21 protein-coding genes are annotated in these 25,689 nt (G+C 66.7%); 14 read left to right on the forward strand and 7 right to left on the reverse strand.

All coding sequences use genetic code 11. The features are described from left to right. Positions 1-10: 10 nt before the first annotated feature. The gene (locus tag GRI99_RS05555) at positions 11-457 is read right to left on the reverse strand and encodes a helix-turn-helix domain-containing protein (protein WP_160771053.1); all 447 of its coding nucleotides are present in this window, start codon (positions 455-457) and stop codon (positions 11-13) included. 41 nt (positions 458-498) lie between these two features. On the opposite strand from GRI99_RS05555, the gene GRI99_RS05560 reads away from it, so the two are divergent. Beyond that, positions 499-1,218: a murein L,D-transpeptidase catalytic domain family protein gene (locus GRI99_RS05560; protein ID WP_237438162.1), complete on the forward strand. Its 720-nt coding sequence runs from the start codon at positions 499-501 to the stop codon at positions 1,216-1,218. Here the strand turns inward: GRI99_RS05560 and GRI99_RS05565 are convergent. Next, complete coding sequence (locus GRI99_RS05565) at positions 1,215-2,819, reverse strand: phytoene desaturase family protein (RefSeq protein ID WP_160771054.1); 1,605 nt, start codon at positions 2,817-2,819, stop codon at positions 1,215-1,217. The two genes, GRI99_RS05560 and GRI99_RS05565, sit on opposite strands and share 4 nt — an antisense overlap. A 65-nt stretch (positions 2,820-2,884) precedes the next feature. Between GRI99_RS05565 and GRI99_RS05570 the strand changes: the two genes are divergently transcribed. Further along, on the forward strand, positions 2,885-4,168 hold the full coding sequence (locus GRI99_RS05570; RefSeq protein WP_160771055.1) for a Xaa-Pro dipeptidase: 1,284 nt from the start codon (positions 2,885-2,887) through the stop codon (positions 4,166-4,168). Here the strand turns inward: GRI99_RS05570 and GRI99_RS05575 are convergent. Then, positions 4,165-4,473, reverse strand: coding sequence for a YdeI/OmpD-associated family protein (locus tag GRI99_RS05575; protein ID WP_160771056.1), 309 nt, complete (start codon positions 4,471-4,473; stop codon positions 4,165-4,167). The two genes, GRI99_RS05570 and GRI99_RS05575, sit on opposite strands and share 4 nt — an antisense overlap. 12 nt (positions 4,474-4,485) lie before the next feature. Beyond that, positions 4,486-6,477, reverse strand: a complete 1,992-nt coding sequence (locus tag GRI99_RS05580) for a S9 family peptidase (RefSeq protein WP_160771057.1) — start codon at positions 6,475-6,477, stop codon at positions 4,486-4,488. Positions 6,478-6,564: 87 nt separating this feature from the next. Here GRI99_RS05580 and GRI99_RS05585 point away from each other — a divergent pair, with 87 nt between their 5' ends. The 5 genes from GRI99_RS05585 to GRI99_RS05605 all read left to right on the forward strand — a co-directional run bounded on the left by GRI99_RS05585 (position 6,565) and on the right by GRI99_RS05605 (position 13,885). Next, positions 6,565-7,974, forward strand: a complete 1,410-nt coding sequence (locus GRI99_RS05585; RefSeq protein WP_160771058.1) for a M20/M25/M40 family metallo-hydrolase — start codon at positions 6,565-6,567, stop codon at positions 7,972-7,974. 31 nt (positions 7,975-8,005) lie between these two features. Beyond that, positions 8,006-9,178 (forward strand): aromatic ring-hydroxylating oxygenase subunit alpha, encoded by a 1,173-nt coding sequence (locus GRI99_RS05590; protein ID WP_160771059.1) that lies wholly within the window; start codon positions 8,006-8,008, stop codon positions 9,176-9,178. 10 nt (positions 9,179-9,188) lie between these two features. Further along, positions 9,189-9,539, forward strand: coding sequence for a DUF2200 domain-containing protein (locus GRI99_RS05595; protein WP_160771060.1), 351 nt, complete (start codon positions 9,189-9,191; stop codon positions 9,537-9,539). Then, complete coding sequence (locus tag GRI99_RS05600) at positions 9,536-11,278, forward strand: tetratricopeptide repeat-containing sulfotransferase family protein (protein ID WP_160771061.1); 1,743 nt, start codon at positions 9,536-9,538, stop codon at positions 11,276-11,278. Before GRI99_RS05595 ends, GRI99_RS05600 begins: the two co-directional genes overlap by 4 nt. A gap of 174 nt (positions 11,279-11,452) precedes the next feature. Beyond that, complete coding sequence (locus GRI99_RS05605) at positions 11,453-13,885, forward strand: TonB-dependent receptor (protein ID WP_237438164.1); 2,433 nt, start codon at positions 11,453-11,455, stop codon at positions 13,883-13,885. Between the two features lie 60 nt (positions 13,886-13,945). On the opposite strand, the gene GRI99_RS05610 is transcribed toward GRI99_RS05605, so the two are convergent. After that, positions 13,946-14,335 (reverse strand): MerR family transcriptional regulator, encoded by a 390-nt coding sequence (locus GRI99_RS05610; protein ID WP_160771062.1) that lies wholly within the window; start codon positions 14,333-14,335, stop codon positions 13,946-13,948. Next, complete coding sequence (locus GRI99_RS05615) at positions 14,328-15,992, reverse strand: long-chain-fatty-acid--CoA ligase (RefSeq protein WP_160771648.1); 1,665 nt, start codon at positions 15,990-15,992, stop codon at positions 14,328-14,330. Before GRI99_RS05615 ends, GRI99_RS05610 begins: the two co-directional genes overlap by 8 nt. Positions 15,993-16,243: 251 nt before the next feature. Between GRI99_RS05615 and GRI99_RS05620 the strand changes: the two genes are divergently transcribed. From GRI99_RS05620 to GRI99_RS05650, 7 genes are all read left to right on the forward strand, one after another. Beyond that, positions 16,244-17,365, forward strand: a complete 1,122-nt coding sequence (locus tag GRI99_RS05620; protein ID WP_160771063.1) for a thiolase family protein — start codon at positions 16,244-16,246, stop codon at positions 17,363-17,365. Next, on the forward strand, positions 17,365-19,692 hold the full coding sequence (locus tag GRI99_RS05625; protein WP_160771064.1) for a 3-hydroxyacyl-CoA dehydrogenase/enoyl-CoA hydratase family protein: 2,328 nt from the start codon (positions 17,365-17,367) through the stop codon (positions 19,690-19,692). The genes GRI99_RS05620 and GRI99_RS05625 overlap by 1 nt, the downstream gene beginning before the upstream one ends. A gap of 28 nt (positions 19,693-19,720) precedes the next feature. Then, positions 19,721-21,511, forward strand: a complete 1,791-nt coding sequence (locus GRI99_RS05630; RefSeq protein ID WP_160771065.1) for an acyl-CoA dehydrogenase C-terminal domain-containing protein — start codon at positions 19,721-19,723, stop codon at positions 21,509-21,511. 65 nt (positions 21,512-21,576) lie between these two features. Beyond that, positions 21,577-22,422 (forward strand): NAD(P)H-dependent flavin oxidoreductase, encoded by an 846-nt coding sequence (locus GRI99_RS05635; protein ID WP_160771649.1) that lies wholly within the window; start codon positions 21,577-21,579, stop codon positions 22,420-22,422. Next, a complete protein-coding gene (locus GRI99_RS05640; RefSeq protein ID WP_160771066.1) occupies positions 22,419-23,168 on the forward strand; it encodes an electron transfer flavoprotein subunit beta/FixA family protein in 750 nt (249 codons plus the stop codon). Before GRI99_RS05635 ends, GRI99_RS05640 begins: the two co-directional genes overlap by 4 nt. Then, positions 23,165-24,088: an electron transfer flavoprotein subunit alpha/FixB family protein gene (locus GRI99_RS05645; RefSeq protein WP_160771067.1), complete on the forward strand. Its 924-nt coding sequence runs from the start codon at positions 23,165-23,167 to the stop codon at positions 24,086-24,088. The genes GRI99_RS05640 and GRI99_RS05645 overlap by 4 nt, the downstream gene beginning before the upstream one ends. Further along, positions 24,085-24,516, forward strand: a complete 432-nt coding sequence (locus GRI99_RS05650; protein ID WP_337192878.1) for a PaaI family thioesterase — start codon at positions 24,085-24,087, stop codon at positions 24,514-24,516. Before GRI99_RS05645 ends, GRI99_RS05650 begins: the two co-directional genes overlap by 4 nt. On the opposite strand, the gene GRI99_RS05655 is transcribed toward GRI99_RS05650, so the two are convergent. Next, positions 24,513-25,553: a chemotaxis protein CheB gene (locus GRI99_RS05655; RefSeq protein WP_160771068.1), complete on the reverse strand. Its 1,041-nt coding sequence runs from the start codon at positions 25,551-25,553 to the stop codon at positions 24,513-24,515. The two genes, GRI99_RS05650 and GRI99_RS05655, sit on opposite strands and share 4 nt — an antisense overlap. Positions 25,554-25,689 lie beyond the last annotated feature (136 nt).

Here is a 25,689-nt window from a genome sequence, read left to right on the forward strand (position 1 = left end):
AAGCGGCCGATCAGGCGTCCCCGGCGCGGGCGATCAACTGGTCCAGCGCGGCGCGCCCCCGGCGCAGGTCACCCAGGATCGCCTGCAACTCGCGCCGCGTAATGCGCTCGCCGCCATCGCTGCCGGTCGCCTGCACGTCGATGATCCGGTGCAGCGCCGTGACAATGGCCAGCGCCGGATCGCCCAGCTTGCCGCCCTGCGGCAAGGGCACGGCGCGCGAGTTGGCGAGCGCCAGGAAGGGATCGATCGCACCGGGGCCGAATTCCTGCTCGATGCGCAGCAACAGCGCCGGATCAAGGCTGGTGTGGCCGCTGCGGGCATTGCGCACGGTGGACGCGGAACAGCCGATCCGGTCGGCCAGCCGGGCATCGGACAGGCCGGACGCGCGGCGGATCTGGCGCAGTATCTCCTCCACCGCCTCGCGATAGGCACTGGTGCTGATTGCCTTCCTGCTCATCACGCATCCTCCCGCCGGATAGCCCCGCTGCGCAACATCCTATGCGTCATGGCGCCAGCCTGGCCAAGACCTTGCGACGAAGGGTGCCTTATGCCGGGGCGATGCTGTTCGACCGTCGTGACATGATTGCCGGGCTGCTGGCCGTGCTGGGGGGATCGTCCATGCCCGGTTCTGCCAGCATGCTGCGGCCCGCCCCCGATAGCCGCCTCCCGTTGCCGCCCGCAGCTGTCGCCCCGCAGGCCGCAGGCCCGCCCGGCGTGCCCTTGTGGGATCAGGCGATGGCGGCACTGGAGCGCCATGCCGGCACCTTGCTGGCCGACCGGCTGGCGATTGCCGATTTTACCGCCGGATCGGCCCGGCCGCGCTTCCACCTTGTGGACCGCGAGGCAGGCAGCGTTACGGCGCTGCACGTGACCCACGGCTCCGGCTCGGACCCGGGCCACACCGGGCTGTTGCACCGCTTTTCCAACCAGCCGGGCTCCAACGCGACCAGTGCGGGGGCCTTTGTCACCCGGAACCCCTACCACGGCCGGCACGGGCTGTCGCAACGGCTGGAAGGACTGGACCCCACAAACAACCTGGCGCTGGACCGGGCCATCGTGGTGCACGCGGCCTGGTATGCGGAAGCCGACGTGCTGGCACAGACCGGCAAGCTGGGGCGCAGCCAGGGCTGCTTCGCCTTCGCCCAGGCCGATCTGGCGCGGGTGATGGACTTCCTGGGTGAAGGCCGGCTGATCTACAGCGGCCGCAGCGTGGGTTAGCCGAACAGGCGCCCTAGCACGCTGCGGTCCTTCAGGATGGCGGCGGCGGCGTTGTGTCCCGGCGCGCCGGTTACCCCGCCGCCCGGATGGGTGCCCGCGCCGCACATGTACAGGCCCTTCACCGGCGCGCGATAGCTGCCGTGGCCCAGCACCGGGCGCGCGGCCCAGAGCTGGTCCAGCCCCATGTTGCCGTGCATGATGTCGCCGCCGATCAGCCCGAACTTGCGTTCAAGATCCAGCGGGGAGTGGACCTGGCGGGCGATCACGCTGGCGCGGAAGCCGGGGGCGTGGGCCTCCACCGTGTCGATGATGCAATCGGCCGCTACCTCGCGCTCGTCATCCCAGCTTCGCCCGTCGGGCAGTTCGGGGGCGAACTGCTGGCAGAACAGGCTGGCCACATGCTGGCCCGGCGGGGCCAGGGTGTCGTCCACGGTGGAGGGGATCAGCATTTCCACGATCGGCTGCTTCGACCAGCCATAACGCTTCGCGTCCAGGAAGGCGCGGTCCATGTAATCCAGCGTGGGGGCAATGATGATGCCGCTCTGGTGGTGTTCACCGGGTTCGGGCAGGCAGGTAAAGCGCGGCAGCTCGCTCAGCGCCACGTTCATGCGGAAGGTGCCGCTGCCGGCCTTAAAGCCGCGCATCCGGCGGCGGAAATCCTCGGGCAGGGCGCTTTGCGGCACCAGCCGGTCATAGAGCAGCTTGGGCCCCACGTTGGCCGCCACGATCGGCGCCACCAGTTCCTCGCCGCTGACCAGCTTCACGCCCACGGCCTTGCCACCATCGACCAGCACCTCGGCCACCGGGCTTTCCAGGCTGATTTCCACACCCAGCTTCTCGCAGGCCTGGCGCATGGCCCCGGTGATTGCGCCCATGCCGCCCACGGCGTGGCCCCAGGCACCCTTCTTGCCGTTCACCTCGCCGAACACGTGGTGCAGCAGGACATAGGCGCTGCCGGGGGTGTCCGGGCTGGCATAGTTGCCGACTACGGCATCGAAGCCGAAGGCGGCCTTGACAGCCTCGCTCTCGAACCACTGGTCCAGCATCCCGCGCGCGCTCTTGGCGAACATGTCGAGCAGGTCGCGCTTGGCTTCCAGCGGCAGGCTGGCCAGCGGGCGGCCCTGCGCGGCGGCGGCGATCAGCGTGGTCAGCCCTTCGCCCATGTTGGGCGGAGCCTTGAGGGCGAGGCTGCGCAAGATGTCGGCAATCCGCTCCAGCGCATCGTAATAGGCGGGCAGCGCCTCGGCATCGCGGGCGGAAAACTTGCGGAATTCCTCCTGCGTTTTCAGCATACCTCCACCAAGCTTCAGGTAGCCTCCGTCTTCCTGCGGCAGGAAATTGCTGATCGGCCGCTCGATCACGCGATAGCCGTAATCGGCCAGCCGCATGTCCGCGATCACCTTGGGTTGCAGCAGGCTGACGGTGTAGCTGGCGGTGGAATTGCGGAAGCCGGGGGCAAATTCCTCTGTCACCGCCGCGCCGCCGACCACGGCCCTCGCTTCCAGAACGCGCACTGACAGGCCGGCGCGGGCGAGGTAGAAGGCGCAGGTGAGGCCGTTGTGGCCACCGCCGATGATCAGGGCGTCATAAGTCTTGGTCATGGATGATCCTTGCTTGTTTTACACTTGTAAGACAAGATTGGCGGCGAAACAAGCGAGGAGGGCTTATGGCACGGTTGGCGGCGGCGGCAATTGGTCTGGCGGCGATAGTGGCGCTGGGCACCTCGCCCGCGCTGGCGGACCCGGCCTATGTTCACGCCGGGCGGCTGGTGGATGTGCAGGCGGGCCGCGTGCTGACCGACCAGCGCATTGTCATCGAGGACGAGCGGATCGTGGCAGTGGAGCCGTGGAGCCCGCCCGGCCCCGGTTCGCAGGTGATCGACTGGTCCGGCATGACCGTGTTGCCCGGCCTGATCGATGCCCATACCCACCTGGCGGACTGGGGCCAGAGCAACAACGTGGCCGAGCCGCTGCTGCATTCCCCACAGGAAATCGCCCTGATCGGCGCGCACCATGCGCGGGTCACGCTGGAGGCAGGGTTCACCAGTGTGCGTGACGTGGGCACCTTCCGCGCTTTTGGCGACGTGGCGCTGCGCGATGCCATCCATCGCGGCTGGGTGCCCGGCCCGCGCATGTGGGTGGCCAGTTCCTACATCACCGTGCCCGGCGGGGGCGGGGAGGTGACCGGCTTTGCCCACGGGGTTGAAGTGCCCGAGGACATGCGCGTGGGCGTGGTCCGCAATGCCGACGAGGTGCGCGAGAAGAGCCGCTACCTGTTCCAGCACGGGGTCGATTTCCTGAAGCTGATCGCCACCGGCGCCGTACTGGCTGAAGGGACCGAACCAGGCGCGATCGAGCTGTCCGAAGAAGAGATTGCCGCCGCGGTGGAAGTGGCGCGCGGCTATGGCAGCTATGCCACGGCCCATGCCCACGGGGCCGAGGGCATCCGCCAGGCGATCCGCGCCGGGGTCCGCTCTATCGAGCACGCCAGCCTGATCGACGCCGAAGGTATCCGCATGGCGCGCGAGGCCGGCACCTGGCTGGTGATGGACATCTACAACGGCGATTTCATCGAGGAGGTGGGCACGCGCGACGGCTGGCCCGCCGACATGCTGCGCAAGAACGAGGAGACGACCGACGCCCAGCGCGAAGGTTTCACCCGCGCGGTGCAGGCCGGGGTGCGGATTGCCTATGGCACCGATGCGGGCGTCTTCCCGCACGGCGATAACGCCCGCCAGTTCGCCTACATGGTCCGCTATGGCATGACGCCGATGCAAGCCATCCAGAGCGCCACGATCAGCGTGGCCGAGCTGATGATGGCGCAGGATGTGGGGGCGATTGCCCCGGGCCGCTTTGCCGACATGGTGGCGGTTGACGAAGACCCGCTGGCCGACATCACCGCGCTGGAGCGGATCGACCACGTGATGCAGGGGGGCAGGGTGGTGCGCTAGTCGCGCCGCCGTTTGCCCTCCACCAGCACTGCATGCTGCCACTTGCCCGGCACCTTGTCGGTCCGGTGGATACAGCCGGCCCAGCAGCAGGGGCGGCGGTTGCCTTCGGCCAGCTCCGCAAGCGTGCGGGTGATGCGTTTTGCGCGGGTGGCGGGTTGCTTTGCGTCTTCCACCCAACAGATAAACTCGTTGCGGCCGAGCGGGGTCAGGCCCTGCCACAGGGCCAATTGCGCAGGCTGTTCTCTCAGCGCGGCCTCAAGATCCGCTGGAACTTCGTGGACGGTGCCCTGGGCGATTGCAGTCATCCGGCCTTACCCTCATTGCCCCCGCAGCCACCTATCATACCAAGCAATAGACCGCACCATGCGGTCCTTCAGGTAGCTGGGCACCACCAGCCCGTGGTTCTGCCCCGGATAGACCACCAGCGTGGTCGGCACGTCGTTGCTTTGCAGCGCCTGGTACATCGCCAGCGAGCCTTCGCACGGCACGTTCCAGTCCTTCTCGGCGCACAGGTACAGGGTGGGGGCGGTGATGCGTTCGGACTGGAAGAAGGGGTAGGATAGCTGCATCCACCGCTCCACGTTGTTCCACGGCTCGCCCAGTTCCAGCACGTAGTCGCGGGCATATTCGTCCACGCCGAAGCCGCCGAAGAAGTTGGCCATACCGGCGCCCGCCACCGCCGCCTTCACGCGGGTGTCGCTGGCGATCATGTAGTTCGACAGGATGCCGCCATAGGACCAGCCGCCCACGCCGATCTGGTCCGGACGGGACACGCCGTTGTCGATCGCCCAGGTGATCCCGGCGCTGATGTCGGCCGCGTCGACCGTGCCCCAGCGGCCCATCTGTGCCTGGGCAAAGGCCGCCCCGCGCCCGGAAGATCCGCGCGGGTTGATCGCCAGCACGGCATAGCCGGCGGCGGCGAACACCTGGTGGTCGGCCATGAATTCGTGGCTGAACTGGTACACCGGCCCCCCGTGCAGCCGCACGATCATGGGCAGGGGTGTATCCTGCTCGCGCCCCGCAGGCAGGGTGAGCAGGCCGTGGATTTGCACCCCGTCGCTGGTGAAGCTGACATCCTGCGTAGTCGCCAGGCGGCGGTTGGCCAGCCAGCGGTTGTGCGGCGACAGCATACGCGGGCTCGCCTCGACCGAGCGCAGCGCCAGCGGTGTCAGCGGGTCGCCGTCCAGCACTGCCAGTTGACCCTGCGGCCCCTCGGCAAAGTCATAGGCGAAGCGCGCCCCGCCGGTCAGGTATTCCACCGCATCGGTGGCGGGGTCGATGCGGGCCAGCCAGGTGTCCTGCGGCTGCTCGACCAGCGCCAGGATATGGCGGCCATCGTGGCTCCATTCGGGCTGCTGCACCCAGCGGTCGATCCAGGCGACCTGCCGTTCCTGCCCGCTGGCGAGATCGGCCACCACCAGTTGCAGCGGGTTGTACCAGGTCTCCTGCGGCGGGCCGCTGCGCAGCCACAGCAGGCGGCGGCCATCCGGCGACCACTGCGGGGCATTGGTGTCCATGCCGGGGTCGGCGTCTTCGCCCTTGAACGTGTCGATCCGCCGCGCCGGGCCGCCGGCTACCGGCATCACGTAAACGTCCGAACAGCGCAGGCGAACGGCGGGATCGCACTGGCGCGAGACATAGGCGAGCTGGGTGCCATCGGGCGAGAGGCTGGGATGGCCCACATCGTAATCGCCGCTGGTCACCGGCACGGCCTCGCTGCCGGGCGTAAAGTCCACGCGGAACAGGTGGGTACGGCGATCGTCCACGAAGCCGCGATAGTCCTCGCGCGCGGTGAAGCGGGTGATCACGATGGGCGGGGCCACTGCGGGCGCTTCGGCCACCACGTTGGTGCCAACCTCGGTGAGGACTATGGCAAAGCTGCCGTCGGGAGCCAGCGAATAGTCACTGACGCCGCCCGCCAGCGTGCTGACCTGGCGCGGCGGTTCGCCAGCGGTACTGGCCCACAGCTGCGCCGCCTCGCCTTCCGCCCCGCTGCGGATGAAAGCGAAAACGCGCCCGTCGGCGCTCCAGCGGGGCATGGCCTCGTCGCGGTCCAGCGTGGGGTAGAGCGGCTGCGCGCTGCTGCCGTCCCATTGGGCGATCCAGATGTCGGACTGCGAAGCATCCCCCTCGGCCGGGCCATTGACCACATAGGCAATCCGCGCGCCATCGGGGGCGAAGACCGGGTCTGACAGGTCCTCCAGCCGCAGCACGTCGTCCACGGTAAAGGGCGCGGCCTCCTGCGCGGCCAGCGCGCCAGGCAGGGTGGCAAGCGCCACGGTGGCGAGGAGCAGCGGCAGGCGAAGCATGGCTATGGGTCCTGTTTTACAACTGTCCACTTGCAGCACGGCGCGGCTTGCGGTTCAAGGGTGGTTCCAGACGAAAGGAATTTTGCCGTGCGCCCCTCTCCCAAGCGCCATGCCGCCACCCTGCTCGCCGCTGCCGCCCTTGCAGGACTGGCCCAGCCCGCCGCCGCGCAGGCCGATCAGACGCTGGCACGGCAACTGCTGGCGGAAGCGGTCGCCAGCAACACCGCGCCCAGCGGCGGCACCACCACGCGGCCCTTGGTGGACCTGCTGGTGCGCCACCTGCGCGCCGCGGACTTCAGCGAGGCGGACATCGCCACCCCCGCCATCAGCGAAGCGCTGCCCAGCCTGGTCGTCCGCTATCGCAGCCCGAACCCGCAAGCGCGCCCGGTGTTGCTGATGGCGCACATGGACGTGGTGGAGGCCCTGCCAGCGGACTGGTCCTACCCCCCGTTCGAACTGACCGAGGAGGACGGCTGGCTCTATGGCCGCGGTTCTGAGGACAACAAGGCGGGCGTCGCCATCCTGGTGGCCAATTTCATCCGCCTGAAGCAGGAAGGCTTCGTGCCCGACCGCGACCTGATCGTGATGCTGACGGCAGACGAGGAAACCAACGGCCTCTCCGCCCAGCAACTGCTCAGCCAGCATAGCGATCTGGTGGATGCAGAATTCGCCCTCAACACCGATGGCGGCGGGGTGATCGCGGACGAAGCAGGCAATCCGCAGGCCTTCATCATGCAGACGGCGGAAAAGGTCTATGCCACCTATGCCTTCACCGCCAGCGACCCCGGCGGCCATTCCAGCCTGCCCAAGCCCGACAGCCCGATCTCGGCCGTGGCGCGCGCGCTGGTGGCGCTGGAGGACTGGCACTTCCCGATCAACCTGGGCGAGACAAGTCGCAGCTTTTTCCGGCAATGGAGCGTGGTGGCCGACGCCGACGAGCGCCCGCTGCTGGCGGCGCTGGCAGCCTACCAGCCCGGTGATCTGGAGCCGGCAGGGCTGGCGGCCAACCCCTATTACAATTCGCTGGCGCGGACCACCTGCGTTGCCACGGGATTGACCGGTGGCCATGCCGAGAACGCCCTGCCGCAGAATGCCCGTGCGGTGATCAACTGCCGTGTCCTGCCGCAGGAAAGCGAGGCTTCGGTGCGTGAGCGGCTGGCCGCGCTGGCTGCGCCCTATGGCGTGACGGTGGAGGAGGTATTCCCCTATGCCGGCAGCCCGCCTTCGGCGCTGGAACCGGGGATCATGCAACTGGTGAGCGATACTGCGGCTCGCCATTTCGGGGTCATTCCGGTGATCCCGGAACTCAGCACCGGGGCCACCGACGGCTCGTTCACCCGCAGCGAGGGCATCCCCACCTATGGCGTGGGCGCGGTTGCCGAAGACCCCGCCGGCACCCGCATCCACGGCAAGGACGAGCGGATCGCGATCACCTCGTTCAACCTGGCGCTGGATTACTGGTACGATCTGACCCGATCCGTAGCGACGCTCGATTGATCCGCTGTTTTACATCTGTTAAACAAGCGCCATGACCGAGATGACCAAACCCGTTGCCGACCAGTCCGGCTGGAGCCTGCCGGCCTGGACCTATTCCGATGCCGACTTCATGGCGCTGGAAAAGGCCAAGCTGTTTATGCCGGCCTGGCACCTGGTGTGCCACGTGTCCGACATTCCGCGGCCCGGCGATTACCAGACCTTCGCCATGATGGGCGAGCGGGCCGTGGTGGTGCGCGGGCGCGACGGGGCGATCCGCGCCTTCCACAACGTCTGCCCGCACCGCGCGGCACGGTTGCTGGATGGCGAGAGCGGCAATTGCGGCGGGCGCGTCACCTGCCCCTATCATGCCTGGTCCTTCGGGCTTGATGGCAAGCTGCTGGCGGTGCCCTTCATCGAGGAATACGAGAATTTCGAGAAGGCGGATTTCGGCCTGTTCCCGCTGGAGCACGCGGTCAGCCACGGCTTCGTCTATATCCGCTTCGAAAACGGCGGGCAGAGCCTCGACGAATTCCTCGCCCCGATCGAGGAGGAGATGGGCCTCTACCGCTTCGGGGCGATGGAGCCGCTGGTGCCGATCCGCAGCCGCGTGCGCGAGGTCAACTGGAAGAACGCCTGCGACAATTATGTGGATGCCCTGCACGTGCGCGTGGCGCACCCCGGTTTGAACAGCCTGGTGCGCGATACCTATCGCCTGACGATTGATCGCGGGGTGGACAAGATCTTCGCCGAAGCGGGCGCGGGCAAGAGCGCGCACGCCAGCGTCACCGCCTATCGCGAGGTGCTGCCCCGGGTGGACCATCTGCCCGAGGAGCGGCAGCAGATGTGGACCTATTACCGGCTGTTTCCCGGCCTGATGTTCGATGTCTACCCGGACCAGATCGACTTCATGCAGTTCATTCCGCTAACCCCCACCACCTGCATCCTGCGCGACGGGGCCTATGCCCTGCCTGACAGCCGGCGCGAGATGAAGGCAGCGCGCTATCTCAACGGGCGGATCAACCGCGACGTGAACTTCGAGGACAAGGGCCTGATCGAGCGGGTGCAGGACGGCATGGGCACCAGCCGCTTCCGGCAAGGGCCGCTGGGGAAGAACGAGATTTGCCTGCGCGCATTTGCCCAGCGGATGCGGCGCGAAATCCCGATCAGCGCCGAAGTCGACCGGCCATCGCCGGAACGGTTGCGCGAAAGCCTGAACGCGGCCTAACCTGCCCGCCATGAGCGGACACAAGATCTACGGCATGGCCTTTGCGCGCATCTATCCGATGTACGTGGCCAAGGTGAAGAGGAAGGGCCGCAGCACGGGCGAGCTGGACCAGGTGATTGCCTGGCATACCGGTTATGCGGGCGCATCGCTGGACGCGGCGCTGGGGGACGAGCGCAGCATGGAAGCTTTCTTCGCCCAGGCTCCGGCGCTGAACCCGGCGCGCGAGCTGGTCACCGGCAAGGTTTGCGGGGTGCAGGTGGAAACGGTGGCAGAGCCGCTGATGCGGGAGATACGCATACTCGACAAGCTGGTGGACGAACTGGCCAGGGGCCGCTCGCTGGAGAAGATCCTGCGCGCATGAGCCAGTCCGCCGCTCCCACCATCTCCCAGCTACAGGCCTTCCTGGCCGCCAATCCGCAATCGGCCGATGGCTGGCGGGTGCTGGGCGATGCCTTCACGGCTGCAGGCAAGGTGGCCGATGCCGATGCGGCCTATGCCCGTGCAATCAAGGCCGCCACGCGCGACCCGGAGCTGCTGCAGGCGGCCGATGCGCTGGTGCGGGGCGAGCTGGCCGTGGCCGAGCCGATCCTGCGCGGCCGCCTGAAGCGCGCGCCCACCGATGTCGCAGCGATCCGAATGCTGGCCGAACTGGCCAGCCGCCTGGGCCGGTTCGGCGATGCCGAGAAGCTGTTGCGCCGCGCGCTGGAACTGGCGCCCAGCTTCCGCGTCGCCCGCCACAACCTGGCGCTGGTGCTGCACCGCCAGGGCCGCAGCGTGGAGGCGCTGGACGAGATTGCCGCGCTGGAAGCCGATGGCGAGGACACTGCCGCCTTGGCCAACCTGAAGGCGGCGGCTCTGGGCCGCATCGGCGACTATGGCGATGCCCTGGCCCTTTACGAGGAGGCGCTGGATCGCCGTCCCGCACAGCCCAAGACCTGGATGAGCTATGCCCACGCTCTCAAGACCGTGGGCCGCCAGGCCGATGCCGTGGCCGCCTATCGCCGGGCAATCGAACTGCAGCCGGGCATGGGAGAGGCCTGGTGGAGCCTCGCCAACCTGAAGCGCGTGGCCTTCGCGCCGGAGGACCGCGCTGCCATGCGCCGGGCGCTGGCGGGGGAGCTGTCGCAGGAAGACCGCTTCCACCTGGAATTCGCGCTGGGCAAGGCGGAGGAGGACGCGGGCGATTTTCCCGCCTCGTTCGCCCACTATGCGCGCGGCAATGCCCTGCGCCGCACGATGATCCGGCACGATCCGGCAGAACTGGACGACCAGGTGGCACGCGCGCGCGCGCTGTTCACCCCGAGCTTCCTCGCGCAACGGCAGGGGTGGGGTTGCCAGGCGACGGACCCGATCTTCATCCTCGGGATGCCCCGCGCCGGATCGACGCTGCTGGAACAGGTGCTGGCCAGCCATCCGGCGGTGGAAGGCACGATGGAACTGCCCGATATCCCGCAGCTCGTCACCCGCGTGTCAGGCCGCAAGCTGCGCAGCGAGCCGAGCGCCTATCCCGAGGCGTTGGCCGCCCTCACGGCGGAGCATGCCCGGGCGCTGGGCGAGGAATACCTGGAAAACACCCGCGTGCAGCGCAAGACCGATGCACCGCATTTCATCGACAAGCTGCCCAACAACTGGCTGCACGTGGGCCTGATCCGCCTGATCCTGCCCAATGCGCGGATCATCGATGCGCGCCGCCACCCGCTGGCCTGCTGTTTTTCCAACTTCAAGCAGCACTTCGCGCGGGGCCAGACTTTCTCCTACAGCCTGGAGGATATGGGCCACTATTACCGCCGCTATACCGAGCTTCTGGCCCATTTCGACGAGGTGCAGCCCGGCCTGGTGCACCGCGTGTTCTACGAGCGGGTGGTAGAGGACCTTGAGGGCGAGGTGCGCCGGATGCTGGCCTTCCTGGGCCTGCCGTTCGATCCGGCCTGCCTGCGCTATTACGAAAGCGAGCGGGCGGTGCGCACCGCCAGTTCCGAACAGGTGCGCGAGCCGATCTTCCGCCAGGGGCTGGACCAGTGGCGGCACTACGAACCCTGGCTCGATCCGCTGAAACAGGCCCTCGGGCCGGCGCTCGCGGACTATCCGCACCAGTCCTGAGCCGTGGGGAGACTGTGGCCTTTGCGCCATAGTCTCTCGCCTTCGCAACATGGTTTCAGCGCAAACTTGACAGTTCGGTGACGGAGGAGTTCTTTTACACCTGTCAAACTGGGTGCCGTGCCGGGGGACAGGCCGCCGGCGCCTTGATCGATGGCGAACAGAAAAGGGGTCAATATGGGTACTGTGCGCATTGGCATGGCAGCGGGGCGGACCGGCAGGGCGCTGGGCGGTCTGCTGCTGGGGTCAACCATTCTGGCGGGCGTGCCCGCGCTGGCGCAGGATGCCGCCACTACCGAAGCAGAGGATGACGTGATCGTCGTGACCTCGCAGCGGCGCGAGCAGGACCTGCAGGACGTGCCGCTGTCCGTACAGGTGCTGGGCACCGAGCAGATGGACAACCTCCAAGTCAGCGACTTCGAGGACTATGTGAAGTTCCTGCCCAGCGTTTCCACCACCAACTTCGGCGGGCCGTTCAACCAGCTGGTCTACATGCGCGGCGTCGCCAGCGGGGGTGACGGCAACCACTCCGGCCCGATGCCTTCGGTCGGCACTTATCTGGACGAGCAGCCGATCACCACGGCGCAGGGCAACCTCAACGTCCACCTCTACGATATCGCCCGCGTGGAATCGCTGGCCGGGCCGCAGGGCACCCTCTACGGCGCCAGCAGCCAGGCTGGCACCATCCGCATCATCACCAACAAGCCCGACACGTCGGGTTTTGACATGAGCCTGGATGGAGAGCTCAACACCGTGGCGCATGGCGCCGAGGGCGGCTCACTGGAAGGCATGATCAACCTGCCGCTGAACGACATGGCTGCACTTCGCGTGGTGGGCTGGTACGTGCAGGACGCGGGCTACATCGACAACGTCCGCGTACGCCGGGTCTATCCCACGTCCGGCGCAGCCGATGACAACGGCTTTCTGGCCGAAGACAACTTCAATAACGTCGAGACCTATGGTGCCCGCGCGGCGCTGGGCATCGATCTGGACGACAACTGGACCGTGACCCCGGCGGTGATGGCCCAGCACCAGCGCGCCAACGGCAGCTTCGCGTGGAACCCGCGCTTGGGTGACCTCAATACCGCCGTCTATCGCGACAATTACGGCGTAGATGAATGGTATCAGGCATCGCTGGCGGTGGAAGGCAAGATTGGCAACTTCGATCTGGTCTATTCGGGCGCCTACCTTGATCGCGCGATCGACAGCCTGAACGACTATTCGGACTACTCGTACTTCTACGATACCGAAGCGGGCTATGGCACCTACTTCGTGGGCGATTGCCCGGCCAACGACTATTCGTGTGATCCGATCAACCCCTCGCAATACATCCGCGGCCGCGACCGGTTCACCAAGCTGAGCCAGGAACTGCGCCTGTCGACCGATATCGGGGACCGGCTGCGCTTCACCGGCGGTGCGTTCTTCCAGCGCCAGACGCACAACATCGAGCAGGCCTACACCATCGACAACCTGGCCCAGTTCCTGGGCGTGACCGGTTGGGACGATACCATCTGGCTGACCAAGCAGGAACGCGTGGACCGCGACTTTGCCGTGTTCGGCCAGGCCGAATTCGACCTCACCGACGATCTGACGCTGACCGGCGGCGCGCGCTATTTCCGCTACAACAACACGCTGGTGGGCTTCTTCGGCTATTCCACCGGCAACGCCTTCTCCAGCGGCGAAAAGCAGTGCTTCGCCGGGCCGGTGGTGGAAGGTTCGCCCTGTACCAACCTCGGCTCGGTAAGCGGCGGCGTGGTCAACCCGGCGCGGTCGAAGGACGATGGCTACATCCACCGCCTCAACCTCACCTGGAATGCGACTCCGGACAACATGTTCTATGCCACCTGGTCGCGCGGGTTCCGTCCCGGCGGCAGCAACCGGCGCGGCGGCTTTGCCTATGGGGCGGACTTCCTGACCAACTACGAAGTAGGCATGAAGCACACCCTGGCCGATGGCATGGTGCGGTGGAACACGGCGGTCTTCCAGCAGGACTGGAACAACTTCCAGTTTGCCATCCTTGGTCCCAACGGCCTGACCGAGATCCGCAACGCCGCCCAGGCCCGTATCCGGGGCATCGAAAGCGACGTGACGATCATGCCCGGCGACGGGCTTACCATCGGCGTGGGCGGGACCTACCTTGATGCCAAGCTGTCGGCCAACTACTGCGGCACCACGGACGCTCAGGGTGTGCCGATTACCAATTGCGGGGCCCCGCTGGCGGCGCGTGGCACCCAGCTTCCCGCATCGCCCGATTTCAAGGGCAACGTGGTAGCCCGCTACGAGTTCGAAACCGATCTGGACCTGCTGGGCCACATCCAGCTGGCGGGAGTTTACCAGACGGGCATTCGCACCGAGTTGCAGGACGCCGACGACGCGCTGATCGGTCGCCAGGCCGGGTATGGCACGATCGACTTCGCGGCGGGCGTGGAAAGCGAGGAGGACGGATGGAACCTGGAGTTCTACATCACCAACCTGCTGGATGAACGCGGTACCAATTACCAGTATACCCAGTGCTTCATCTCGGTGTGCGCCAATCCCACCACCGGTATCGTATACCAGGTGCCCAACCAGCCCGCGACAATGGGCATCAAGTTCGGCTGGGAGTACTGATCGGAAAGGGGGGCGGCCGCAGGGCCGCCCCCCTTGTCCCTTTACGGATCGCCTGTTGGCCTAGCCGCGCGTGGCTGTAACCAGCCGTTCGTTGGCCTCGCGCACGATCTGTTCCAGTTCGGTGATGGTTTCCTCGATCGCGGTCTTCTGGGCCTGCAGGCTGTCGAGCCGCTCCTCCACCCGGCCGATCAGGTGCTCCATCTGCTCGCGGTGGCTGGGATCTGCGTCGTAGAGGTCCAGGAACTCGCGGATCTCGCGGATGGTGAAGCCCAGCCGCTTGCCGCGCAGGATCAGTTGCATCCGCCCGATATCGCGCCGCGAATAGACACGGGTGGAGCCCACCCGCTGCGGGCTGATCAGGCCGTTGTCCTCGTAGAAGCGCAGGGTCCGCGGGGTTACCCCCAACTGGCTCGCCACTTCCTGGATGCCCTTGTGCTGGCTGTCAGGCACGCTTGCGCTTCTCCTCTTCGACGAGTTCCTTCTTCGACAGCTTGCCGATCATGGTCTTGGGCAGGCTGTCGCGGAACTCGAATTCGGTGGGCATTTCTATCTTGTTGATGCGCGTGGCAAGGAATTCCCGCAAGCCCTCCACCGTCAGGTCCGATCCCGGCCGGGCAGCGATGAACAGCTTGGGCACCTGGCCCAGCATCGGGTGGGGGATGGCAATGGCAATTGCCTCGCGCACATCGGGGTGTTCGTAGGCGGCATCCTCGATCACGCGGGGATAGACGTTGTAGCCGCCGCGCAGGATCAGGTCCTTGATCCGGTCGACCAGGAACAGGTAGCCGTCCTCGTCCAGATAACCGATGTCACCCGTGCGCAGGGCACCGTGATAGAAGGTCGCCTCGGTCGCCTGCGGGTTGTTCCAGTAGCCCTTCATCAGTTGCGGCCCGCGTGCCATCACTTCGCCACGCTCGCCCTGCGAGCAGACATGGGCGGGGTTTTCGGGGTCGCGGATCTCGATGATCGTTCCGGGAAAGCGCGGCCCGGCGCTGTCTGCCTTCACCAGCCCGAACAGCGGGTTGCAGGTGATGATAGGGCTGGCCTCGGACAGGCCATAGCCTTCCACCACGCGCGTCTTGGTGCGCGCCTCGAACACGGTGCGCACTTCCAGCGGCAGCGGCGCACCACCGGAGATGGCGCAATAGACCGAGCTGAAATCGGGCACCTGGTTTTCGGGCAGGGCATTGAAGGCAGCCCACATGGTCGGCACGCCATAGATCTGCGTGGGCGGCTTGCGCTTGGCTGCGGCCAGCACTTCCTTCATCACGAAGCGCGGCAGCAGAACCAGTTCGGCCCCTGTCTCGATGGTAAAGTTGAGCACCGAGGTAAGCGCGAAGACGTGGAACATCGGCAGCACGCCCAGCGTGCGCTGCTGCTCCACCGGATGCCCGCCGAAATGGGCCAGCATCTGCGCGCAGTTGGCGGCCAGGCTGGCGTGGGTCAGCATGGCACCCTTGGGCAGGCCGGTGGTGCCGCCGGTATATTGCAGCACGGCCACGTCATCGGGATGCCGCTCCACCGGATCGGGCTTGCCGGCATTGGCCAGCAGGTCGGCCAGTTCCAGCGTCAGGTCGGGCCGGGTTACGCGGATATGGTCGGCGCGGCGCAGCAGGCGGAAGCCCAGGTTCAGGTGCCAGGGCAGGATGTCGCGCATCCGGCAGACCAGCAGCTTCTCGATCCCTGCCTCGTCGGCCAGCTGCTCCACCTTCTCGTGCACGAAGCGCACTTCCGGCACGGCGACCATGCGGATGCCGGCATCGCGGGCGAGCTCGATCATCTCCGGCTCGGTATAAAGCGGGTTGAGGTTGACCACGATCAGCCCGATCCGCAGCGCGGCGAAATAGAGCACCACGTGATAGGGCGAGTTGCCCAGGCAAAGGCCGAACCTGTCGCCGGGCTGCATACCCGCGTCCTGCAACCCGCGCGCCGCACGTTCCACCAGCGCACCGATCTCGGCATAGGACCAGCAGCGCCCGTAATAGTCGATCGCGTTGCGCCCAGGCCAGCGGGCCACCGCATGGTCGATAAGGTCGGTTAGCAGGCGCGGGGGGAAGACATGCTCGCCGTTCTCGTCGAAATGCCAGGGCACGGGCACGTCGGACATGGCGCCGGGAAACTTGCCGTCCAGTGTGGCGGTTGCAGCCTTCTGCGAGGCCCGATCATGCGGGGGTGGGGCCAGCCCGCTTCCCATGGCTTTTCTCTCCATCGTGGCCGCCGGACATGGAATTGCCGCAAGCCCGTTCTATCTGATTCGCATAGTGCACATTTTTTGATTGACGTATAGGGAATTTGTATCACCTATAGGGAAAGTAACTGCCGGGCCTGCCGAGTCCCGGTCTGCGGAGAGACTGTATCATGCGCGATGTCGTGATTGCCGGCTATGCCCGGTCCCCCTTTACCCTGGCCAACAAGGGCGCGCTGGCCAAGGTGCGGCCGGACGATCTGGCCGCCGAAGTGGTCAAGGGCCTGGTCGCCCGCACCGGCGTGAATGCGGAGGATATCGAGGACCTGGTGCTGGGCTGCGCCTTCCCCGAAGGCGAGCAGGGCTTCAACCTGGCCCGCCTGGTGGTGCTGCTGGCCGACCTGCCGATCAGCATCGGTGGGATGACCATCAACCGCTTCTGCGGCAGTTCGATGAGCAGCGTCCACTATGCCGCCGGCCAGATCCAGCTTGGCGCGGGCGAGGCGTTCATCTGCGCGGGCGTGGAATCGATGAGCCGGGTGCCGATGATGGGCTTCAATCCCATGCCCAATCCTTCGCTGGCCAAGTCCAGCTATGCCTATATCGGCATGGGCGACACGGCGGAGAACGTGGCCAAGGCCTATTCGCTAAGCCGCGCCGACCAGGAGGCATTCGCCGTGCTCAGCCAGCAGAAGGCGCGCGACGCGATTGCCGCTGGCAAGCTGATGGACGAGATCGTGCCCGTGGCCGGCGTGACCGCCGATGGCACCCCGCGCCCCGATACCACGGCGGAGACGCTGGCCGGCCTGAAGCCCGCTTTCAGCGCTGACGGCACGGTGACGGCAGGCACGTCTTCGCCGCTTACCGATGGTGCGGCGGCGGTGCTGGTCTGCAGCGCGGACTATGCCGCAGCCAACAACCTTGAGGTTCTGGCCAAGGTGAAGTCGGTGGCCATTTCCGGCTGCGCGCCGGAGATCATGGGCATCGGCCCGGTTGCTTCCAGCCGCAAGGCGCTGGAGCGGGCGGGCATCACCGCCGCCGACCTGGACGTGGTGGAACTGAACGAAGCGTTTGCCAGCCAGAGCCTGGCCGTGATCCGCGATCTGGGCCTCGATATCGCCAAGGTGAACCTTGATGGCGGTGCCATCGCCATCGGCCACCCGCTGGGGGCCACCGGCGCGCGCATCGTGGGCAAGGCGGCCGCGCTGCTCAAGCGCCAGGGCGGCAAATACGCGCTCGCCACCCAGTGCATCGGCGGCGGGCAGGGCATTGCCACGGTGCTGGAGGCGATCTGATGGCAGACGGTTCGGTGAAAAAGGTCTGCGTGATCGGCGCTGGCACCATGGGTGCCGGCATCGCCGCGCAGGTGGCCAACGCCGGGGTGCCGGTCCTGCTGCTCGACATCGTGCGCGATCCGGCGGACCGCAATGCGGTGGCGCGCGGTGCGGTGGAGAAGATGCTCAAGACCGATCCCGCCCCCTTCATGGGCAAGGGCGCGGCGCGGCTGGTCGAGGTGGGCAACATCGAGGACGACTTGGCCAGGGTGGCCGAGTGCGACTGGGTGGTGGAAGCCATCATCGAGAAGCTGGAACTGAAGCAGGACCTCTACGCAAAGCTGGAAGCGGTGCGTAAACCCGGCACGGCAGTATCCTCGAACACCAGCACCATCCCGCTGGCGCAACTGACCGCTGGCCGCAGCGATGCGTTCAAGCGCGACTTCCTGATCACCCACTTCTTCAATCCGCCGCGCTACATGCGGCTGATCGAGATCGTGGCGGGGCCGGAGAGCGATCCGGCCACCGTGGCGAAGATCCGCGACTTTACCGATCGCGTGCTGGGCAAGACCCCGGTGGATGCCGAGGACAGCCCCGGCTTCATCGCCAACCGCATCGGAACTTTCTGGATCCAGGCGGCGGTGAACGCGGCGTTCGACATGGGCGTTTCGGTGGAAGAGGCCGATGCCATCGGCGGCAAGCCGATGGGGGTGCCCAAGACCGGCGTGTTCGGGCTGATCGACCTGATCGGGCTGGACCTGATGCCCTACCTGCAGAAGAGCCTGACCAGCACGCTGCCGGCCAGCGATGCCTACCAGCAGATCGCCCGCAGCGAACCGCTGATCGAGCGTCTGATTGCCGAAGGCTACACCGGTCGCAAGGGCAAGGGCGGGTTCTATCGCCTCAACCGTGAAGGCGGGAAGAAGGCCAAGGAAGCGATCAACCTGCAAACGGGGGAATATGCCCCGCAGGCGAAGGCCCCGGAGATTTCCGGCCCCGCCGGCAAGGGTGATCTGGCTGCGCTGGTGGCCCTGCCGGGCAAGACCGGCGCCTATGCCTGGGCCGTGCTTGGCCCCACGCTGGCCTATGCCGCCAGCATCGTGCCCGAAGCCACCAGGAGCGTGCTGGGCGTGGATGACGCGATGAAGCTGGGCTATAACTGGAAGGCCGGCCCGTTCGAGATGATCGACGCCTTCGGCCCCGCAGCGCTCCGCGCCAGCCTGGCGGAAAGCGGCATCCCCGTGCCGCCGATCCTGGAAGCCGTGGGCGATGGCAAGTTCTACCGGATCGAGAACGGCAAGCGCCAGTACTTCGGCCTTGATGGCCAGTATCACGATGTGGTGCGCCCCGATGGTGTGCTGCTGCTGGCGGATATCAAGCTGGCATCCAAGCCGCTGCTGAAGACCGCCTCCGCCGCGCTGTGGGACGTCGGCGATGGCGTGGTGGCGCTGGAATTCACCGGCAAGATGAACGCCCTCGACGTAGAGGTGATGAAGCTGATCGAACAGGCGATCCCGCTGGTTGCCGAGAAGTACAAGGCGCTGGTGGTCTATAACGAAGGCACCCACTTCTCCGCCGGGGCCAACCTGGGCCTGGCGCTGTTCGCGGTGAACATTGCCGCGTGGAGCGAGATCGACAAGCTGATCGCCGGCGGGCAGCAGGCGTTCAAGGCGCTGAAATATGCCCCGTTCCCTGTGGTGGCTGCCCCCGCCGGCATGGCGCTGGGCGGCGGGTGTGAGATCGTGCTCAATTCCGATGCGGCGCAGGCCCATGCGGAAACCTATATCGGGCTGGTGGAGCCGGGCGTGGGCCTGATCCCCGGCTGGGGCGGCTGCGGCGAGATGCTCGACCGCTGGCGCAACATGCCCAGAATGCCCAAGGGGCCGATGCCCGCCGTGGGTAAGGTGTTCGAGATCGTCTCCACCGCCACCGTGGCCAAGTCTGCTGCCGAGGCCAAGGAGCTGGGCTTCCTGCGCCATACCGATGGCGTGACCATGAACCGTGACCGGCTGCTGGCCGATGCCAAGGCCCGCGCGCTGGCCATGGCGGAAGGCTACATGCCGCCCGCACCGCCCGAATTCCGCCTGCCCGGACCCAGTGGCAAGGCGGCGCTGGACCTGGCGGTGCAAGGCTTCCGCGCCCGTGGCCTCGCCACCCCCTATGACGAAGTGGTGGCCGGCAAGCTGGCCACCGTGCTGACCGGAGGCGACACCGACCCGACCGAAGTGATCACCGAGGAGCGGATGCTGGAGCTGGAGCGGATCGAGTTCATGCACCTGGTCCACGAAAGCGGCACCCAGGCGCGCATCGAACACATGCTGGCCACCGGCAAGCCGCTGAGAAACTGACGAGATAGACCCGAGAGAGGACTGAACAATGCAGGTCTATGAAGCCCCCTTGCGCGATATGCGCTTCGTGCTGGACGAGCTGTGGGTGGACGATGGCTTCGGCGATCTCCCCGCGCTGGCAGAATTCGACGCTGACCTGACCAGCGCGATCCTGGAGGAAGCGGCCCGCTTTTCCCGCGAGGTGCTGCTGCCGCTGAACCGCACCGGTGACGAGGAAGGCTGCGTGCTGGAAAACGGCGTGGTCCGCACCCCAGCCGGGTTCAAGGATGCCTACAAGCAGTTCACCGAAAGCGGCTGGGCGGCGCTCGCCGCCGATCCGCAGTGGGGCGGGCAGGGCCTGCCGGAACGGGTCAACAAGCTGGTGGAGGAGATGACCTGTTCCACCAATCTTTCCTTCGGCCTCTATCCCGGCCTCACCCACGGCGGCGCGCTGGCGCTGGAAGCGCATGGGTCGGAAGACCTGAAGCAGCGCTACCTGCCGAAGATGACCAGCGGCGAATGGTCGGGCACCATGTGCCTGACAGAAAGCCATTGCGGTACCGACCTTGGCCTTCTGCGAACCAAGGCGGTTCCACAGGAGGATGGCAGCTACAAGATCAGCGGGGCCAAGATCTTCATCTCCGCCGGTGACCATGACCTGACCGAGAACATCATCCACCTGGTGCTGGCCCGCCTGCCCGATGCACCCAAGGGGGTGAAGGGCATCTCGCTGTTCCTGGTGCCCAAGTTCCTGCCCAATGACGATGGCAGCGTGGGTCCGTCTAACGGGGTGCAGTGCACGGCCCTTGAACACAAGATGGGCCTGAAGGCATCGGCCACCTGCCAGATGCAGTTCGAGGACAGCACCGGCTGGATAGTGGGTGAGCCCAACGCTGGCCTGGCCGCCATGTTCACCATGATGAATGCCGAGCGGCTTTCGGTGGGCGTACAGGGGCTGGGCGTGGGCGAGGCGGCCTACCAGTCTGCCGTGTGGTACGCCAAGGACCGGCTGCAGGGCCGCGCGCTCTCCGGCCCCAAGTATCCGGACAAGGCAGCCGATCCGATCATCGTCCACCCGGACGTGCGGCGCATGCTGATGACCATGCGCGCCTATAACGAAGGCTGCCGGATGCTCGGCGGCTGGGTAAGTCGCGCGCTGGATGCCGAGCGGCTGTCCGAGGAACCCGAAGCTCGCCAGCGGGCGGAAGACTTCGTGGCCCTGATGACCCCGATCGTGAAGGCCCTGTTCACCGACCTGGGGCACGAAACCGCGCACCTGGCGGTGCAGGTCTATGGCGGCCACGGCTATATCCGCGAAAGCGGGGTGGAGCAGTATGCCCGCGATGCCCGCATTGCCATGATCTATGAAGGCACCAACGGCATCCAGGCGCTGGACCTGGTGGGCCGCAAGCTGGGGGCCAACAACGGCCGCTTCCTGCGCAGCTTCTTCCACCCGGTGTCCGCCTTCATCGAGGCGAACAAGGGCGACGGGCCGATGAAGCCGATGATCGACGGGCTGGAAAAGGCCTTCGGCGCGCTGCAACTGAGCACCGCGACCATCGCCCAGCGCGGCCTGAGTGACCCCGAGGAGGCGGGCGCGGCGGCCAGCGACTACCTGCGCCTGTTCGGGCTGGTGGCCATGGGCTACTGCTTTGCCCGCGCCACGCTGCTTTCCGGCATGAAGATCGCCTTCGGGGCCGAGGACAAGGCGTTCTACGAAGACAAGATCAAGACCGCCACGTTCTACTTCGAGCGCATCCTGCCGCAGGTTTCGGCCCTGTTCCTGCAGATCAAGGCCGGCAAGAAGAGCATGATGGCCCTGACCGAGGACGCGTTTTGAACCCCGTTTCGACCAGGGCCGATGATCTGAAGGCCGGGCTGGCGATCCCCGCCATCATCGCGCCCATGTTCCTCGTCAGCGGCGTGGAGCTGGTCTGCGCCACCTCGCAGGCCGGGCTGCTGGGGACGTTCCCCACGCTGAATGCCCGCACCACCGAGGCGCTGGACCAGTGGCTGGGCGAAATGCGCGAGCGGCTGGGCGACAAGCCCTTCGGTGCCAACCTGATCGTCCACAAGAGCAACCCGCGCGTGGCGGAAGACCTGGCGCTGCTGGTGAAGCACAAGGTGCCGCTGGTCATCACGTCGCTGGGCGCGGTGCCCGATGTGGTGCAGGCGGTGCAAAGCTATGGCGGCATGGTGCTGCATGACGTGATTTCCATCCGCCACGCGAAGAAGGCGCTGGGGGCGGGAGCCGATGGCCTGATCGCCGTGGCGGCGGGCGCAGGCGGCCACGCCGGCACGCTCAGCCCCTTTGCGCTGGTAAGCGAAATCCGCGAGTTCCATGCAGGCCCGCTGGCCCTGTCCGGTGCGATGACGCGAGGTAACCATGTGCTGGCCGCGCAGGTGATGGGGGCGGACTTTGCCTATATCGGCAGCCACTTCATCCCCACGCACGAAAGCATGGCAGGCGAGGGGCAAAAGCAGATGATGGTGGAGGCCGAGGCCGCCGATATCGTCTATACCGACAAGGTGACGGGCGTTGGTGCCAATTTTCTGCGTCAGAGCCTTGAGGCCGCCAGCCTGCCCGACGGGCACGGCGAAATGAGCCTGTCTGACGAAGCCAAGGCGTGGAAAAATATCTGGTCGGCCGGGCATGGCGTGGGGGCCACCCATGCGCTACGGCCCGCCGCTGAGATCGCGGGCGAGCTGATCGCCCAGTACAATCAGGCGCGGGAGGAATTTGCACGATGAAGATCCTGGTGCCCGTGAAGCGGGTGATTGATTACAACCTGAAGCCGCGGGTGAAGGCGGATGGGACGGGCGTTGACCTGGCCAACGTCAAGATGAGCATGAACCCGTTTGACGAGATCGCGGTGGAAGAGGCCCTGCGGCTGAAGGAGAAGGGTGCCGCCACCGAAGTGGTGGCCGTGTCCATCGGCCCGGCCAAGGCACAGGAAACGCTGCGCACGGCGCTGGCGATGGGTGCCGACCGGGCGATCCTGGTGGAAACAGATGCGGAGGTGGAACCGCTGGCCGTGGCCAAGATCCTGCAAGCCATCGTGGCCGAGGAAGCGCCGGGCATGGTGGTGATGGGCAAGCAGGCAATCGACGATGACAGCAACCAGACCGGCCAGATGCTGGCCGCGCTGCTGGGCTGGGGCCAGGGCACCTTTGCCTCCAAGGTCGACGTAACCGGTGACAGCGTGGCGGTGACCCGCGAGGTCGATGCGGGGCTTGAAACGGTCAGCCTGAAGCTTCCCGCCATCGTCACCACCGACCTGCGCCTGAACGAGCCGCGCTATGCTAGCCTGCCCAACATCATGAAGGCCAAGTCCAAGCCGCTGGCGGTGAAGAAGCCGGAAGACCTGGGCGTGGACATTGCCCCGCGCCTGAAGGTGCTCAAGGTCAGCGAACCGCCGGTGCGCAAGGCGGGCGTAATGGTCGGCTCGGTGGACGAGCTGGTGGCGAAACTGAAGGAAATGGGAGCTGTCGCATGACCGCGCTGGTTCTGGCTGAACACGATGGCGCGAAGCTCAGCGCCGCAACCAATGCCATTGTCACCGCCGCTGCGAAGCTGGGCGGTCCGGTCCACGTGCTGGTCTGCGGGCCGCAGGCCGTGGCCGATCAGGCGGCCAAGATCGCCGGTGTTGAGAAGGTGCTGGTGGCCGCCGATGCCGCTGTCGCCAATCAGCTGGCCGAAAACGTCGCCCCGCTGGTGGCCGGCCTGATGGGCGCATACGATGCGTTCCTCGCTCCCGCGACGACCACCGGCAAGAACGTGGCCCCGCGCGTGGCTGCGCTGCTCGACGTAATGCAGCTTTCCGAAGTGATCGGCGTGGAGGGCCCCAAGACCTTCACCCGCCCGATCTATGCCGGCAACGCCATCGCCACAGTTGAATCGAGTGATCCGAAGCTGGTGCTGACCGTGCGCGCGACGGCGTTCGACAAGGCGGGCGAAGGCGGCAGCGCTGCGGTGGAAGCCGTGGGCGGCGCGGCTGATGCGGGCCTCAGCAGCTTCGTCGGCCTCGAAGCCAGCAAGAGCGAGCGACCCGAACTGACCAGCGCGGGCACGGTCGTCTCCGGCGGCCGCGCGCTGAAGGATGCGGACACCTTTGCCCAGGTCATCGCCCCGCTGGCCGACAAGCTGGGGGCCGCCATCGGCGCCAGCCGCGCGGCGGTGGATGCAGGCTATATCGGCAACGATCACCAGGTGGGCCAGACCGGCAAGATCGTCGCCCCGTCGCTCTATGTGGCGGTGGGCATCTCCGGGGCGATCCAGCACCTGGCAGGCATGAAGGATTCCAAGGTGATCGTGGCGATCAACAAGGATCCCGATGCGCCGATCTTCCAGGTGGCCGATGTGGGCCTGGTGGGTGACCTGTTCACCGTGGTGCCGGAGCTGGTGGCCAAGCTGTGAGCGAGTTGTTCGGGCTGGACCTCATCCGTTCGCGGATGCTGGATGCAGCCCCGCACGGCATGGCCGCACTGCTCGACATGCGGGTGACCGCAGCGGAGGAGGGCGAGGTGACGCTGACCGCCACGCCCACCCGCGCACATTACAACCTGATCGGCGTGGTCCACGGCGGCTTTGCGGCGACCTTGCTCGACAGCGCTTGCGGCCTTGCCGCCGTGGCTGCCACGCGCGAGCCTTCGCGCTGCCTGACGCTGGAGATCAAGGTCGCCTATCACGCGGCGCTGACCGACCATACGGGACCGGTCCATGCCAGGGGTCGCGTGCTCAAGATCGGGCGCCGCACTGCCTTTACCGAGGCTCGGCTGGAGGATGATGCCGGACGGCTCTACGCCAGCGCCACCAGCACCCTGCTGATCGAACCTGCCGCCTAGAGGAAATTGCAGGCAGCGATGATCCGGCCGCCAAGCTGCGCGCCGGGGACAGGTTCGCCGGCCCCGGCGGCCACGGCCGCGTGCGGGGCCTCGCCGGCCAGCGCGCTGGCCGGATCCTGCACCATCGTCGTCGCGCCCGTGCCTTTCAGCATGGCCAGCCCGCGCGCGCCATCGGTGCCCTTGCCGGACAGGAGCGCGCCCAGCGCGGGGGTCTCGGCCCGGGCCAGGCTGCCGAAAAGCAGCTCTGCCGAAGGCCGCACGCCGCCCACGGGATCGCGCGCCATCAGCCGCAGGCGGGGCGGGGTGCCCTTCTCGACGATGGCATGGCATGCGGGATCGCAGGCCACGTGGATCACGCCGGGCTTTAGCTCGGCATTGTCCTTCGCCTCCACCAGACCGCAGGCCACCGCGGGCGCCATGCGGGCGACGAAGTCGCGCGCCTGGCCGGGATCGTCCGGCAGGCAGACCACTGTAGGCGGGCAGTCCGCCGGATAGGCGGCCAGCAGCCCTTTCAGCACGTCCAGCGCGCCATTGCCGCCGCTCAGTGCTACCAGGGTGCCGTTCCACATGAAGTCGCCGCCCGCTGCATTGCTGTTGGCGGCCGCTTCGGCCAGCGCTGTGGCGCGCGCCTCCATGTCGGTGTTGGCGGCATCGAGCACGATCTTGCCCAGCTTGCCGACGGTGGCGTTGAAATCCTCCGGGCTGGTGTGCAGCGGCTTGGGAAAGCACTCGATCGCGCCCAGCTCCATCGCCTTGGCGGCGGTGCCGGTGCCCATCTGGGTGACGCTGGAGAGCATCACGACCGGCATGGGCTTGTCGGCCATGAGCTCGGCCAGGAAATCCATCCCGCTCATGCCGGGCATTTCCACGTCCAGCGTCAACACGTTGGGCTTCAGGTCGCGGATCTTGTCGCGCGCCTCGGCAGCGCTGGCTGCAACGCCCACGACGCTGACGTTGCGGGCGGAATCGGGGATGTCGCAGAACAGCGCGCGCATGGCCGCTGAATCGTCCACCACCAGTACACGTGCGTCTTTCATGATCAGTCCTTCCCTTCACACCGAAGGTTTGCCGCTCCGATCTAAGCCCAAGCAGAAAATGGAACCCACCTTCTAATCTAGGGAGTTGTGCCTAAGCGATCCGCAAGTCGGCCTTCGCCGCTTCCGACTATTTGGC

The organism is Alteraurantiacibacter buctensis, assembly GCF_009827655.1.
Lineage (GTDB): Bacteria > Pseudomonadota > Alphaproteobacteria > Sphingomonadales > Sphingomonadaceae > Alteraurantiacibacter > Alteraurantiacibacter buctensis.